General features: G+C 47.4%; 12 protein-coding genes. 7 read left to right on the top strand and 5 right to left on the bottom strand.

The annotated features are described in order from the left end of the window. Positions 1-37: 37 nt before the first annotated feature. On the bottom strand, positions 38-520 hold the full coding sequence (gene rimP / locus JUB14_RS06280) for a ribosome maturation factor RimP (protein ID WP_207505015.1): 483 nt from the start codon (positions 518-520) through the stop codon (positions 38-40). Between the two features lie 169 nt (positions 521-689). Between rimP and JUB14_RS06275 the strand changes: the two genes are divergently transcribed. From JUB14_RS06275 to JUB14_RS06265, 3 genes are all read left to right on the top strand, one after another. Then, positions 690-1,769, top strand: coding sequence for an endonuclease/exonuclease/phosphatase family protein (locus JUB14_RS06275; RefSeq protein WP_207505014.1), 1,080 nt, complete (start codon positions 690-692; stop codon positions 1,767-1,769). A 132-nt stretch (positions 1,770-1,901) separates the two neighbouring features. Then, positions 1,902-2,624 carry an HAD family hydrolase gene (locus JUB14_RS06270; RefSeq protein ID WP_207505013.1) on the top strand — a complete coding sequence of 241 codons (723 nt, stop codon included), beginning with the start codon at positions 1,902-1,904 and terminating at the stop codon, positions 2,622-2,624. Between the two features lie 31 nt (positions 2,625-2,655). Then, positions 2,656-3,798 carry a TIGR03364 family FAD-dependent oxidoreductase gene (locus tag JUB14_RS06265; protein ID WP_207505012.1) on the top strand — a complete coding sequence of 381 codons (1,143 nt, stop codon included), beginning with the start codon at positions 2,656-2,658 and terminating at the stop codon, positions 3,796-3,798. Here JUB14_RS06265 and JUB14_RS06260 read toward each other — a convergent pair. The 4 genes from JUB14_RS06260 to JUB14_RS06245 form a co-directional block, all read right to left on the bottom strand. Beyond that, the gene (locus JUB14_RS06260) at positions 3,725-5,026 is read right to left on the bottom strand and encodes a DUF5690 family protein (RefSeq protein WP_310586112.1); all 1,302 of its coding nucleotides are present in this window, start codon (positions 5,024-5,026) and stop codon (positions 3,725-3,727) included. The two genes, JUB14_RS06265 and JUB14_RS06260, sit on opposite strands and share 74 nt — an antisense overlap. A 160-nt stretch (positions 5,027-5,186) precedes the next feature. After that, positions 5,187-7,073 (bottom strand): CocE/NonD family hydrolase, encoded by a 1,887-nt coding sequence (locus JUB14_RS06255; protein WP_207505011.1) that lies wholly within the window; start codon positions 7,071-7,073, stop codon positions 5,187-5,189. Positions 7,074-7,145: 72 nt separating this feature from the next. Continuing rightward, complete coding sequence (locus JUB14_RS06250; RefSeq protein ID WP_207505010.1) at positions 7,146-7,679, bottom strand: DinB family protein; 534 nt, start codon at positions 7,677-7,679, stop codon at positions 7,146-7,148. A gap of 84 nt (positions 7,680-7,763) precedes the next feature. Further along, positions 7,764-8,687 carry a YjiK family protein gene (locus tag JUB14_RS06245; RefSeq protein WP_207505009.1) on the bottom strand — a complete coding sequence of 308 codons (924 nt, stop codon included), beginning with the start codon at positions 8,685-8,687 and terminating at the stop codon, positions 7,764-7,766. A 90-nt stretch (positions 8,688-8,777) separates the two neighbouring features. Here JUB14_RS06245 and aspS point away from each other — a divergent pair, with 90 nt between their 5' ends. From aspS to JUB14_RS06225, 4 genes are all read left to right on the top strand, one after another. Beyond that, positions 8,778-10,541 (top strand): aspartate--tRNA ligase, encoded by a 1,764-nt coding sequence (gene aspS / locus JUB14_RS06240; RefSeq protein ID WP_207505008.1) that lies wholly within the window; start codon positions 8,778-8,780, stop codon positions 10,539-10,541. A gap of 247 nt (positions 10,542-10,788) precedes the next feature. After that, positions 10,789-13,029, top strand: coding sequence for an SLBB domain-containing protein (locus tag JUB14_RS06235; RefSeq protein WP_229367555.1), 2,241 nt, complete (start codon positions 10,789-10,791; stop codon positions 13,027-13,029). 28 nt (positions 13,030-13,057) lie between these two features. Next, positions 13,058-14,122, top strand: coding sequence for a GumC domain-containing protein (locus tag JUB14_RS06230; RefSeq protein WP_207505006.1), 1,065 nt, complete (start codon positions 13,058-13,060; stop codon positions 14,120-14,122). 156 nt (positions 14,123-14,278) lie between these two features. Beyond that, on the top strand, positions 14,279-15,865 hold the full coding sequence (locus JUB14_RS06225; RefSeq protein WP_207505005.1) for an autotransporter outer membrane beta-barrel domain-containing protein: 1,587 nt from the start codon (positions 14,279-14,281) through the stop codon (positions 15,863-15,865). The last annotated feature ends 8 nt before the right edge of the window (positions 15,866-15,873 follow it).

The raw sequence follows: 15,873 nt of genomic DNA, 5'->3' as shown, positions 1-15,873 counted from the left end.
TGAAACAAACAGTTGTAAATACTACTTGATTTTCATTCTATTTGAATGAAACCTGAACGATGGCTTTGGCTATATCACTTAGCTTGATTTCCGGCCGAAGGCTGGCTTCGTCAACCGGTATCTTTGATTTCTTCTTGGGGGCTGGCAACTGAAGTACAATACTATCCTCTTTTACCTCTACCAGATTGCCAGTCAGGATTTCGCCCGACTGCAGGGTCACTTTCAGATCACGTTCAATGTTTTTGCGGTACTGGCGCACCAGCTTTAGTGGTTGGTCCAGACCAGGCGAAGAGACTTCCAGTGTGTAAGCTTCTTCTATTATATTCTTTTCTTCCAGCTCCGCACCTAATTTCCGGCTTATTTTCGCGCATTCCTGAATAGTAATACCCTCATCGCTATCCAGCAGGATTGATATCTTCTGACTTCCCCGTGAAGGCTTCAACAGAATATCCACTATAAAATAATCACCTTCACGCAAGTAAGGTTCCAGGAAATGTTCGATTTGTTCTCTCAGCGCCATGAATGATTAAACTGCAACAAAAAAGGGGATTCGCTATCCCCCTCGATCTTTAAATTGAACTGAAATATGCCGCAAAGATAACACTATTTTACAATTTGCACAAACAGTACGTATAACTCTGCATTATTCCAATGGTTATTCTAATTTTGAGGCACAAAGAGTACCTAATATGCGATTTTTAAGGAGAAGTATCTTGTTTTTGTACCTGCTGTTTGCTTTATACACGGTGGTGGTCTATGCACTCTGTTATTGGCTACCTACCACTCATTGGCTGGCTGGCTTCCTGATGCTTTCGTTCCCCGTCGTCCTGGTCACTCAGTTGTTCTTCCTGGGTTTTTGGCTGGTTCTGAAACCACGCTGGGCCGTAGTACCAGCCTTACTGCTGCTGGTGAGCTTTCCCTTCTGGCCCCGTACCTACAAGTTCAAGGCAGGTGAAGAAGGCTCCTCCAGGTCCGATACACCGTCCATCAAAGTCGTAAACTACAACGTTGCAAGCTTTTTCTCCTACTATGAGAATGAACTTGTCGCTGAAAAAGTTCTGGAATGGCTTAAAGGTACAGATGCCGATGTGATATGCTTTCAGGAGTTTGCGAACCGAAAGCAAGAGGGACGTCAATCGGTAATAGACCAGCTAACTAAGGCGGGTTACCCGTACCATGCCATCATGAAAATAACGGACGAAGAGTCCTCTTCCTTTATCACAGGTGTAGTCACTTTTTCCAAGCACCCGATCCTGAGCAAGCAGGATTCTTTTTTCTCAGGCATGAATGGTGTGCTGCAAACGGATATCCTGTGGCGGGGAAAACAAGTGCGGATCATTAATGTACACCTGTACTCTATGACTTTGAAACTGAATAAACTAGCTAATCAGAAGGAGTACGATGGAGTAAAGCGGGAAACGCAGGGTACCTTTCTCCGCATGAAAAAAGGATTCGAAGAGCGTAATGAAGAAATAGATATCCTGGAGTCGTGGATTAAAGACTCTGCGTATCCGTTAATCGTGTGTGGCGACTTTAACGAGACTCCCTATGGTTACGTCTATGGTCGAATGCGCCGACACCTATCCAATGCCTTTGAAAATCAGGGCAATGGATTTGGATTCAGCTATAATAAACTTCCCTACTTCATCCGTATCGACCACCAGTTTTATAGTAATGATAAGCTGGACCTGCAGGAGTTCAGTACACAGCGCAAGGTCCCCTACTCAGATCATTATCCACTGGTTGCTACCTATACCCTGGAGCCCTAGCAGCAGAGTTAACATTAATTTCATAAAAAGATAGTCCTGGGATTACACAGGGCTTTCTATCTTTGGTGCTTAACATACTCAGGCATCTCCCATCCGTTTTGCTTTTTGTTACTCTAACTACCACCGTACCCGATGATCCGATTGGTTACCCTTGACATGGCTGGCACCACCGTTACCGACCACCATGAAGTAGAAGCCTGCTTTGCCGAGGCTGCTCTTAAAACCGGTCTTCGTGTAAGCAATGAGCGAATACTGGCCATGCAGGGCCTGCATAAGTACTTTGTGTTCCAGACTCTGTGGGAGGAGCACTTTGGCACCCGCATGCACCCCGAGTGGCAGATGCGGGTAGACAAATCGTATAAAGTGTTCACCGAGGTACTCGAGCACCACTACCTTACCCATGAGGTAACCCCAACCGAAAGCTGCCTGGAACTCTTCGACTATCTTCATCAGCAGGGAATCAGTATTGCTCTTACTACCGGTTTTTATCGAAAAGTAACGGATATTATCCTGAAAAAGCTGGGCTGGCTGGAAGGGCTCGATGAGCAGCGGGTAGGTACCTCCACTACCCTTATTCAGGCATCCGTTACCAGCGACGAAGTAGAAAAAGGTAGGCCCCACCCCTTTATGATCCAGAAGGCCATGCGGCTACTAGGCGTTGAGGAGCCCAGTCAGGTACTTAATGTGGGTGATACACCGTCGGATATTCAGTCGGGCTTTGCCGCTGGCTGTCGCCTGAGTATAGCCGTTACCAATGGTACGCATACGCGGGAGCAACTGGAGCCCCACCAGCCCGACAGGTTGATTGGCTCGCTCCGGGAGCTGATCGGAATAGTAGACGAACTGAATCACTGAGCCATTGCTCCATCCGCATACAGCCTTCCTCATGACCCACTTTGATCTTATAGTAGTAGGTGCCGGCATACTAGGTACTTCCCATGCCCTGCAGGCTGCCCGGTTGGGCAAGAAAGTACTGGTCCTGGAAAAGGACAACTTCCCTACCAGCGCTACCGTTCGTAACTTCGGCCAGGTAGTACCCTCAGGACTATCGGGCCGCTGGCACCGGTACGGGCAGCGAAGCGTACAGCTATACAAAGAAATACAGGCTGAATTTGATATCAGCGTACGGGCTAATGGCTCCGTCTACGTAGCCTCTGACGAGCAGGAGTGGCAGCTGGCCCACGAGGCCGAAGAGCTATTCAGAGATAAAGCCTACCCGACTCAATTACTTTCTGCGGAGGAAACGCTGGCCAGGCATCCCTACCTGAAGCCCTCCTACGTAAAGGGTAGCCTATTTTTTCCTGATGATGTAAGTGTGGAACCGGACCGGCTGGTACACCGGCTGATCCAGTACATTCAGCAGAAGTATGGGGTTACCTACCTCCCCAATACAGCGGTTCTGGATTGTCAACCTACTGCTGAGGGAGTGGAGGTAGTTACGGCACGTCGGGAGAAGTACTACGGGCAGCACGTAGTGGTATGTAATGGCAGCGAGTTCCGGCTACTATTCCCCGACTTGTTTGCATCCAGCGGACTGGTGGTAAGCAAGCTACAAATGTTACAGACCTCTCCACTACCCAATGTTACACTGGCAGGTAATATCCTCACCGGCCTGACTATTCGTCGCTACGAGTCGTTTGAAGAATGTCCTTCTTTTGCTCGGATTACTACCCCTCATCAGTACGAAGAGCTAAAAAAATGGGGTATTCACCTCCTGTTCAAACAAGCTATGGATGGCTCCATCATCATCGGTGACTCGCACGAGTACGCAACGGCTGACCGTACCGATGAATTGGGCTTCGATGTGAAAGAGCATATCAATGAACTGATCCTGAGGGAGGCCGAACGGATTGTAGAGTTTCCGGTAATAAAGATAGCCCGCGCCTGGGCTGGCTACTACGCCCAACACCCCGACGAAATACTGGAACGAGAAGTAGCTCCCGGCCTACACATCATCACCGGGATTGGGGGGAAAGGGATGACCTCGAGCCTTGGGTATGCTGAAGAGAAGGTAAAGGAGTGGTTCTGAACTTACGCCAGAACGTGAAGTAGGACAGGCAAGTCAGTACTATATAGGCTCCGGACATCCCATAACAACCGTACATGAAGAACTTCTGAAAGCTAATATCTGGCTGTCCGAAGTTTTTGTAGAGTAGTACAGCTACGCTACCCAGGTACCCATACCAGTCAGCCAGCGTGACCAGAAAGCCTACAGTACTCACGTAGCGGAACGAAGCCACCAGCCGCTCAAAGTAAAGACCGTTGCAGGGTACATAGGCCATGTACATACCCAGCCCCGTGAGCATGAACCATACACCAGCCGATAGCCCTCCTAGCTGATACAACCAGGTACTTAAGCCTACCAATACTCCTCCCGCCAGCATGATGCCATTGATGAGGGTAAAAGCCCGGAAGTTATTTTCTACCCAGCGTAGCCCGGCCATCAGTACCAGGATTATAAGGGCAATAAGGGTTTCGGTTTGGGCAAAGATAGCCGGATTACCCACGGCCGAGGCACTCAGTATCTCAGGCGCGAAATTGTCCCGGAAATCACGAAAGGCCGAGAGCAATACATAGGAAGAGATCAGTAGTGTAAGCGCCACCGGAAAGGTACCTACGAAAGCCTGTCTTTCTACCCGGTTCATGGGCTTGCGCTCCGTGCGGGCTTCCTCATCTTCTACTGAGGGAGGAGGTAGTTTGGCCAGCCCCCATACCGACAGCAGCAGGGGCAGCACGAACAGGAGTCCCGTCATGAAAGGAGCCCAGTACTCCGATACCCCCTCCTGCATCAGAAGCAACGCTACGGTTTTCACCAATCCCGAGGCAAAGATAAAAGAGGCCGTCAGGGCGGCTACCAGTACCTCTGTTTGCCGGCGCCCTTCCAGGAAGCCTAGTACAGTACCGTACACCATACCCAGGGGGAGACCATTCAGAAACAGGAAGAAAATATTATAAGGCGGAGGTACTACCGCAAAGCCAAGAAGAGCCAGCTCAGAAAAAAGCACGAGCCCAAGTACAAAAAGCGGGCGCTGGTGGGGCTTCATCTCGGATACGACCTTCACCCCTATCCCCTTGGATACTGCATACCCCAATACCTGAGCGGTGATGAGCCATATTTTATAATCTATTTCTAGAAATTCTACACCCTCAAATCGCACGGCCGTAATTCCCTTGCGGAACCCGTACATACTGGTATAGGTACAAAAGGCCGCTACGGCTCCCAGTAGAGTGACTAAAGCAGAGGAGGATTTTTTCACTGGTCAGCAGGTATAAGAATGGCCTTGTCGTATGAATTCCAGTGTTGAATGTAGCTGTTTTTTAGCTGATTGTTTTTCCCACTCGTATTAAATAATCTTTATAAAAAAAGAGAGCCGACTGCATAGATTAACCGGCTCTCCATTGTGATGCATCGTGCTACTACTCAAGTACCTCTACCACCAGGCTGCTGGCGGCGTCGGACTGGTGGTAGACGCGGTGGGTGGCCTTAATAAAGTCAGAGGCATCAGCCTTGTAGATATTCTCTACGTACTTCTGTGGGTTGCGGTCAAAGAGCGGGAATGCTGTGCTCTGCACCTGCACCATGATCCGGTGTCCCTTTTTGAAGGTATGTAGCACGTCCTGCAGACGGAAGTTGATATCAATGATCTGCTCAGGCTTGAGAGGCTCTGGCTTGGTGAAACTATTGCGAAAGCGCGCCCGCATAATCTCGCTGCGTACCATCTGCTGGTACCCGGCCAGTACGATCTCCTTATCCGCCAGATGCGGGTGATTTTCCGTGTTATCAGGGTACACATCAATAAGCTTTACAAAAAAATCAGCATCGGAGCCGGTAGTACTGATCTTTAACTGCGCCATGATCTCTCCCCCCAGCGTTACATCCTCCGTCAGTACATCCGTCTGAAATACGAGTACATCAGTACGGGTAGAAGCAAAGCGCTGGTCTTCGGACATGTAGTTGAAGGGCGTGAAGCCGGTCATCTGCTGGAAATCTTCTGTATAAGGTACCGGTTTCAGAGGATCACTGATGTACGAACTGAACGAGTTACGTGAAGCTGGAGTACTAAATCCTAGTTTGCCTCCCGGCTGGAAGTACAGGCGCTGCTTCTTGGCCTGAGCTACCGGCCACTTCTCAAACTCTTTCCACTGCTTGGTACCTGTATCGAAGAGGTAGGCTTCGGGCAATCCCGTCTTACCATCACCGGCTCCTTTCAGAAAGTGGTTAAAGAATACCTGTTCGATATTCCGCTGATAAAAAGTAGCAACGCTATCCCCAAAGTAAATATCGTTGTGCAGGGTATGGCCGGTTTCTCGGCTCCAGCGCCCGTGCCCGAACGGTCCCATCACCAGGGTATTATAGATGTTCGGATTGTTCTTCTCAAGTGTTTTGTAGGTATTCAGTGGTCCGTACAGGTCCTCAGCATCAAACCAGCCACCTACCGTCATGTAGGCGTGCTTAACGCCTTTCAGATGCGGCAGGATATTACGCTTTTGCCAGAACTCATCATAGTTGGGATGGTTGATAATTTCCTGCCAAAAGAAGTTGTCCTTATAGTATTTGTTAAAGTTTTTCAGCGGACCTATATTCAGATTGAATGTATAGCCATCTGGCTTAGGCTGAATAAACTCATCATTAAACCAATCCTGCGGGGTAGGCTGCGGATGCTGGATCCCAAACACCGGAAAAGTCAGGTAGTAGCCCTGCGTAAAGGCACCATTGTGGTGAAAGTCGTCATAGAAGAAATCAGCGATAGGCGCCTGCGGCGAGGAAGCCTTCAGCGCCGGATGCTCACTCAGCGAGCTGGCCGTTGTATAAAAGCCGGGATAAGATATGCCCCACTGCCCTACACGACCATTGTTATTAGGGACATTCTTGAGGAGCCACTCGATGGTATCGTAGGTGTCGGAGGCTTCGTCTACCTCATTCTTACCTTTCTTATTGGGAATATGCGGAGTCATATTCGTCCACACGCCTTCACTCATGTAACGTCCGCGCACATCCTGATATACAAATATGTACTTCTCCCGCATCAGGTGGGGGCTAGGTCCCAGCCGGACCGGGTACTTATCGGGTCCATAGGGAGCTACGCTGTAGCAGGTACGCTGCATCAGGAAGGGGTACTTGGTATCGGTGGAGCCCTCTTTGGGTGTATACACTATGGTGAATAGCTTGATTCCATCACGCATAGGAATAGAGTACTCCGCCTTGGTGTAATTCTCACGGATATACGCTTCGTCCGAGGCTGGTTGAGCATATACCAGTACCGACGTTACTATCCATCCGAGCGTAAGTAATTTTTTAAGCATAGATTGTTTCGGAAGTGTTTAAACAAATATTAAAAAAGTCCCTTCACACTGGCGAAGGGACTAGAACTTCTTTTAGAATAGCTTCTCGTTTGGTGGCTTTACACCTTTCATACGAATGTAGGTAGTAGTCTGACCGCGGTGGTGAGTCTGGTGCTCAAAAGCTTTGGCGTAGGCAGCTCCACGAGAGAGGTCACGGCCGAACAGCTTGATGGAAGCTCCCATATCGCCATCCTTCATGCCATTAAGACTCTGGATCACGAAGTCATAGCTCTCAGCCACGGCTTTGGAAAGCGCCTCTTTGGTTTTCAGCTCATCCATCTTCTCCAGGTTTTTGCCCTGATGAGGATTGGTTTTGCCCGATGCGGCGGCCGCAAAGTTGTAATTGCCGTTGGCCAGGTGCAGCATCTGCTCGGCAAAGGAACGTACCTCTGGCGTAGGTTTGTAGCTAAGACCATCAGCAGGCATGGCATCCAGGTACTCCTGTGTGTACTCCTTGGCACGCTTCCAGTCATCTACCATCTGGCTTACTGTCTGTGCAAAAGAAGAGGTACCAACAGCAACCAGCATCAGGAGCATGAGTGTACGTAGCAGCGATTTGTGTTTCATAGTGGTATGTATGGTTAGTATTTGCGTACTAAATATAAACAATAGATTAATAAGTACTTATATCTTTCACTATGCTACTGTCCTCTACTTCCTTTTATAGTAATTGAGTGTTACGCTTGGCGCCGTACCTCTTTCACTGATTGTGTAGTACCCACCAGCGTCTTTATCGAAGCACACTGCCTCTCCCTGAGGCTCCAGCTGGTAGGGCAGCGTTTTATGGGGGGCCTGCGTAAGGGTTTGCGCTACGGTCTCCCCGGCTTTGCGCTTCCAGTAGTAGACACTCGTGTACGTGCGGACTAATATCTCCAGCCCGTCGTAAGAGATGTCCCCTCCCGTCGCCATAATTACCGAAGGAATACTGCCAACCAGCTCGGCAACTATGACGCTTTCGGTTGGTTGCGGATAAGGCAGACGGTAAATATCAGCTCTTCCCAGCTCTTTAGATACCACAAATAAATCTTTGCTGACAGGATCAAAGAGGAGTGTTTCGGCATCACGGGGACCATCCGGATAGCGATACATAATACGCTCAATGTCATTATTCTGAAACGAGCCATTCAGATTTGTGAGCTCGGGTACCCGGTAAATGTAACTAATATCAAATGCCGCATCGGAGTTGTTGTTCCCAATATCAGCCAGATACAAGTAGCTGACTCCCTCGCGCGGACCGGCCCCTACGGCTATATCTTCCCAGTCACGGGTCATTAAATCCCCCATGGTGTACCGGCGAATCTGTCCCCCGTCTTTACTGATAAGTCCAATGAGATTGCCGTCGTCATTATGAGACCAGATATATCCATCCAGCGTACGGCTATCGGCCAGGCCGGAGGCTTCATCTATTTGTCCGGGTTCGATGGGTATGCGCTGCGGTACAGTCTCAAATACATCAGAACGTCCTGTATGCGGATCTGGATCATTAGGTTTTTCCCAGCAACCGGTTAGTAATAGTACAGGCAGTGACAGCAAACAAAGAGTCTTGTGCATATGGTATGGAGTGTTGGATTTCATGGCAGGTACTAAATGTTGATTTGGTAAAAATACGTACTTTTGGGCCGTTACTTGTGAAGCCAAAACTATTTTACAGTATAAATTGATTTTATGTTACGAACTCACACCTGCGGCGAACTGCGCATAGAGCATGTTAATCAGGAGGTTACCCTTTGCGGCTGGGTGCAGCGCGTCCGCGATAAAGGAGGTATGATCTGGATCGATCTGCGTGATCGCTACGGTATTACCCAGCTACTTTTTGAAGAAGGTAAATCATCTCCCGAAACTCTGGAAACAGCCCGCACCTTGGGGCGTGAGTTTGTGGTAGCAGCCAAGGGACAAGTCATTGAGCGTCTTTCCAAGAATGACAAGATCCCTACCGGAGCTATCGAAATACGAGTATCCAATCTACTGGTACTTAACCCGGCTAAGCTTCCCCCCTTCCTGATCGAAGACGAAACTGACGGCGGCGACGACCTCAGGATGAAGTACCGCTACCTGGACCTGCGTCGTTCGGTAGTACGTCGTAACCTGGAGCTACGCCACCAGGTGGCCCGCCATACCCGCGGTTATCTGGATAATCTGAACTTTATTGAAGTAGAGACTCCCGTACTCATCAAGTCGACCCCCGAAGGTGCCCGTGATTTTGTGGTGCCCAGCCGTATGAATCCGGGTGAGTTCTACGCTCTGCCCCAGTCTCCCCAGACATTCAAGCAACTCCTGATGGTATCCGGCTTTGACCGCTACTACCAGATCGTGAAGTGCTTCCGTGACGAAGACCTCCGGGCTGACCGTCAGCCTGAGTTCACCCAGATCGACTGCGAGATGTCCTTCGTAACGCAGGAAGATGTACTTAATACCTTTGAAGGGCTAATTAAGCACCTCTTTAAAGCAGTAAAAGGCATAGATCTGCCCGAAGTACCCCGTATGACCTACGCCGACGCCATGAAGCGCTACGGTTCGGACAAGCCCGATGTACGCTTTGGCATGGAGTTCGTTGAACTCAAAGGTGAAGATCGTGATCTTACCAGCGGCAAAGACTTTGGCGTGTTTGACAGCGCTGAACTGGTTGTAGGTATCAACGCCTCCGGCTGTGCCGAATATACCCGCAAGCAGATGGACGAACTAACCGAATGGGTAAAGCGTCCTCAGATCGGTGCCAAAGGCCTGATCTACCTGCGTTATAACAGTGACGGTACCCTGAAATCATCCGTAGATAAATTCTATGGTGAAGAAGATCTGAAAAAATGGGCTGAGGCCTTCGGTGCAAAGCCCGGCGACCTGATACTGATCCTGCCCGGCCCGGCCGATAAGACGCGCAAGCAGCTCAACGAGCTACGTCTTGAGATGGGTAGCCGACTCGGGCTACGCAATCCGGATGTGTACAAGGTTCTGTGGGTAGTAGACTTCCCGCTCCTCGAGTTTGGAGAAGAAGAGCAGCGCTGGTTCGCTATGCACCATCCATTCACCAGTCCCAAGCCAGAGGATGTACCACTGCTGAAGACTGATCTGGGAAAGGTACGTGCCAATGCCTATGACATGGTCATCAACGGTGTCGAAGTAGGTGGTGGCTCAGTGCGTATATTCCAGCGTGACCTCCAGCAGCAAATGTTTGAGATACTTGGCTTCACTTCCGAAGAGGCACAGGCCCAGTTTGGCTTCCTCATGAATGCCTTCGAGTTCGGAGCGCCTCCTCATGCCGGTATTGCCTTTGGTTTTGACCGACTCTGCTCCCTGTTCGGCGGAGCCGATTCTATCCGTGACTTTATCGCTTTCCCGAAAAACAACTCAGGTCGCGATGTCATGATTGACTCTCCCTCTCCCATCTCTGAAGTCCAATTGAAAGAACTCAGTATTAAGACTGCTGTGCAGTAATTATTTATAGAGTATTGTGAGCTTTGATATAAAGTAACTTTTAGTATTTTTGCCCCCAAGGCGGGTAGGCCTTTAACAAGTCTGCCCGCCTTATATTTTCCTCCTTTATCTAGATAATTACATTTTGAGCTGCATGGTTGTGTTACCTTGTCGGAGTCTTCTTTTACGAATCCTCCTCCCGGTTCTTTGGATCAGTAGTGTTTCGTTTGCTCAAAAAATCAATCCTGGTCAGGTATCCGGGCCACAGTTGCTCCAGTACTACCAACAGGCTAAAGCCAGTGGATTGACCGATATGGAGATTGAGCAGGCGGCTCTCGCCAGAGGTTATACACTGGATGATATTACTAAAATGCGACAGGCTTTACAGCAAGCCCAGGCATCCTCCTCACAAGGTGGCCTTCGGCGCGATACCGTAGGGGTAGGCAGAAGAACGTTGAACAATTCTCCGACTACCAACCGAAGTCAATTTTCGCCATCTCCTACTATCCCGGTACGTTACGACTCGGCTGCTCCTAGCAAAGCCCGGATATTCGGAGCTTCCTTCTTTGCCAACTCTTCCATGTCCTTTGAGCCCGACTTACGGCTGGCTACTCCCAGCAATTATATCCTTGGACCAGACGATGAACTCATTGTGGATATCTATGGTAACGCTGTGGATAACTTTAGATTGAAGGTAAGTCCGGAGGGTACTGTCAAGATGCTCAATCTCCCTCCGGTTCATGTCAATGGGCTCACAATAGAGCAGGCAACTGAGCGTATCATCAACCGGTTGCGGACCGCCTACTCCGGCCTCAATCGCTCAGGCACTTATGCTACTATTACACTGGGCAATGTACGTAGTATCAAGGTTATGGTAACCGGCGAAGTAGAGCGTCCGGGAACCTACACCGTCTCCTCACTGGCCACTGCTTTTAATGCCTTGTATCTGACCGGAGGACCTACTGAAAGCGGCTCCTATCGCCATATAGAGGTCATTCGGAACAATAATGTCATCAGAAAAATAGACCTCTACAACTTCCTGGTACGGGCTGATCTGAGGGATAATGTCAGTCTGCGCGACCAGGATATTATACTGGTACACCCCTACGAAGCCCGGGTAGAACTAACTGGTGAAGTAAAGCGTCCGGGACTTTTTGAGGTCCGGTCAGGTGAAAGTTTTCAGGAGCTTCTGCGCTATGCTGGCGGGTTTACAACCGATGCTTATTCTGCCTCTGTGCAGCTCCGTCGAAGTACCGGAAAGGAGTATCGGGTCAATGCCCTGAGCGAAAATGAGTTTTCCACATTCGAGCCCAGAAACAGTGACAGGTACACCATCGGAAAGATCCTGGATAGGTACGAAAATCGTGTCATCATTAGTGGAGCTGTAATGCGTCCGGGCGAATATGCCCTTGAAGAAGGTACCACTACCATCAGGGAATTAATCAAAAAAGCAGAAGGATTACGTGAAGATGCGTTTCTGCACCGGGCTCTTATCCAGCGCAGACAGGAAAACTACGAACCGCAACTAATCTCCTTTGCTCTGGGAGATCTTATGCAGGGAAAAATACCTGATATTTCGCTCAGAAAAGAAGATAGCGTTTTCATAAAATCAATCACTGATCTTCGGGAAGATTACAAAGTGACGATCTCAGGAGCTGTCAATAAGGGAGGTACCTTTGCCTACGCCAGCAATATGAATGTCTCTGATCTTATTTTTCTGGCGGGAGGGTTTTCAGAGGGAGCAGTACCTTATCGTATTGAACTGGCCCGGCGTGTAAAGAATGATACAGCCGGTCTCGATCACACCCGGAACATCCGTATCTTTACCTTTGATGTAGATCCCGACCTGCAGATCCAGTCCGAGAGTCAGACTATGCAGATGCAGCCCTACGACGTCGTATTTGTTCGCCGTTCCCCCCGTTACGAAGCGCAGAAAACCGTATTTGTACAAGGAGAAGTCATGTACCCTGGTATATACGCCATTGTAAATAATAATGAGCGTATTTCGGACCTGATCCGTCGGGCAGGTGGCCTAAAGCCGGAGGCGTACCTCTCTGGCGCCAGATTTACCCGCAGCAAACAGCTGGTTGGCGTAGACCTTAAATCCATCTTTGAAAACCCTAACCAGAACTCAAATCTACTGCTGGAATCGGGCGATTCACTTTCCATTCCCAAGATCACCGAAACCGTGCGCATTACCGGAGAAGTACTTACGCCCTCGGTAGTAAATTTTGAGACTAGTTCCACATTCAGAGATTATGTAGCTCAGGCAGGTGGCTATACAGAAAAAGCAAAAAAGAAGAAAGCTTATGTATCCTATCCCAATGGCCGAGTTGATCGTAGCCGCACCTATTTATTCTTCACCTCACGGCCTCAGATCGTACCGGGTAGTGTCATAACGGTTCCTGCTAAAGAAGAGAAGCCGGGTCGCGAAACCAGCACTGCCGAGAAGGCTGCCATTATATCAGTACTTGGCACCTTGATCCTTACACTCTCCCGACTTCTGTAGTCCAGGTGGTAAACTCTTTGTATCTGCTATGCAAAATCAATCCATACCCCCCGGCAATGATGTCATCGAAATAAGCTTGAGTGACATTTCGGCTTTTATAAAGCGTCACTTTCGACCGCTGCTCCTAATCTCAATTGTCTCAGGCGTTCTAGGCATTGCCATTAGCTTTTTGATAGCGAAAGAATATAGTGCACGGACACTCCTACTCCCTGAGGCGGGCGTTAGCCCAAAGTTGGGTCGGCTCGGCTCCCTAGCTGGTCTTGCAGGTATTAATCTGGGAGGAGTGGAAGGGGCTGACGCTATACGACCAGATCTTTATCCGGATGTACTTAGAAGTATCCCCTGCGCATTGTATTTACTAAACCAGCCCGTCGTAGATAAGAATAACAAAAAGTACAAAACTCTGCGTGCCTTTCTTGAGCCTGATACGACTGCTGGATTCCTGGCGGGCCTTCTCTCTAGAGAAGCAACTGCCGCCCCTAAACCCACAGGACTTCCTCAGGAGGTGGTTTCAATCACGCTGGACGAAGAAGAGCTAATTAAAGAGATTTATAAGCGTTTCAATGCTTCTATTGATATTAAAACCGGAATTATTACTATTCAATCTCAAATGCCTGATCCAGTAGTAGCTGCACTGACCGTACTAGCTGCTTCTAACTATCTCACCAATTATGTAACTGAGTATCGAACACAGAAAAGCAGGCAACAGGCTCAGTTTCTTTCGGAGCAAGCCACTGCCGCTAAACAACGACAAAATCGGGCTGAATTCGCTCTGCAAAGCTACCGCGATCACAACCATAACGCATATCTCAACGTGGCTCGTATCGAAGAGCAGCGCCTTCAGGCGGAATATACCTTCGCACAATCCTTGTATAATGATCTGGTACGCCAGTGGGAACAAGCCAAGATAAAAGTAAAGGAAGAGCAACCTGTTTTTAAAGTATTGGAGCCAGCCCGAGTACCCTTAATTAAAAGCTCTCCAAATAGACCCTTGATTGGCATTCTTTTTGCGATATCAGGAGGGTTTATCTACTTACTATATGCCCTGTTCATTAAGGAGAAGCTACACCGAAGAATAGCGCAGCAGTTGTAATCAACGAGCTAGATCTGAGTACCGTTGGATAAAATAAATTGATATTTTATCTTATAAAATATATATTTATACAAAAAGTCAGGCACTCATAACAATACATCACTCATACAACTAATCCTGTATAAATCTAAACGGATGAAATTAACCTCTACTCTAATGAAATTAACCTCTACCCTAACTGTATTGGGCCTCTGCATCGCTGCAAGCACTATGGCCCAGAATCAAATCACCACGCCTTCAGGACAGCCTCTTGTTATTGGTAATAATGGTGTAAGGCTCTCCAATATGAATGCGAGCACTAGCACCGGCCAGTCCAATGGAAAGGTACTTACCGTAGATGGTAGTGGTTTACTCTTTTTGGCGCCTGATCAGGGAGGGAGCCAATGGAGTACATCTGGAAGTAATGTACATTTTAATGGGGGTAATGTTGGTATAGGTACAACAAACCCATTGCAAAGATTACATGTCAATGGGGATATAAATATCCCATCTGGTAGTGCTATTAGAATTAATAATTTACCTTTTTTAAGCGCTCCTGGAACTGCAAATGTTCTATTTGGTATGGGAGCTGGTGGAAGTTTAACATCAGGTGGCTATAATGTATTTCTAGGTTCATTTACAGGACAGCAAAATACAACAGGAAATTATAATGTTTTTCTCGGACCATATGCAGGGCAAAACACAACGACAGGTTCAAATAACTACTTTGCGGGGGTTAATGCAGGTAAAGCTAATACAACAGGACAATCAAATAGTTTTATAGGAACAGGTGCAGGAGCTGCAAACACAACTGGTTCATTAAATACTTTTATTGGTGCCAATGCTGGAAGAGCTAATACAACAGCGAGCCTTAACTTTTTTGCTGGTGTGAACGCAGGTTATAACAATACAACAGGTGTAAGAAATTTATTATTAGGTTATAATTCAGGATTTTCAAATCAAATAGGAAATGACAATATATTTATAGGAGGAAATGCAGGCGATGGAATAATATCGGGCAATAGTAATATATTTATAGGGCTAAATGCAAAACCTTCTGGACCAAACCTTACAACAATATCAAACGCAGTAGCAATTGGTACAAACGCAACAGTTGAAACAAGCAATTCCATTGTATTAGGAGGAACAGAGATACCCCAAATAAATGTAGGGATAGGTAATACAAAGCCTGCAACAAAATTGCATGTTACAGCGGGTGGGACAGTTGAAACAGGAGTGAGATTTGAAAATTTACCAAATAGCACAGGTACTGTATTCAATTTATATGTAGATGCAAACGGAAATGTAATGAAATCAACCTCATCAGGCGCGCGTGAATCTGTATTAAGTGACATTAATTGGACAATTTCAAGAGATGAAAACCTAATAAACAATAATATAGGAGGTGTATTAATAGGTACTGGAATAAAAAACATTCCAGATGGCTATAAATTATACGTATCAGAAGGTATATTAACAGAGAAGGTGAAAGTTGCATTAAAAAATACAAATGAATGGTCAGACTATGTATTTGAAAAAAATTATAATTTATTAAATTTAGAAGAAGTCGAATATTTTATAAAAAAGAAAAAACATTTACCAGGAGTACCTAGTGCAGAAGAAATGCTTAAAACAGGAAATGATTTACATAAAACTGATGCACTATTATTACAAAAAATTGAAGAACTTACATTATATCTAATTGATTTAAAAAAGCAAAATCAAGAATTAGAGCAAAAGATTAAAAAAATAGAAAATCGTTAAAATAATAT

Source organism: Telluribacter humicola (assembly GCF_017355935.1).
Classification (GTDB): domain Bacteria; phylum Bacteroidota; class Bacteroidia; order Cytophagales; family Spirosomataceae; genus Telluribacter; species Telluribacter humicola.
This window is presented reverse-complemented; position numbering and strand designations above follow the sequence as displayed.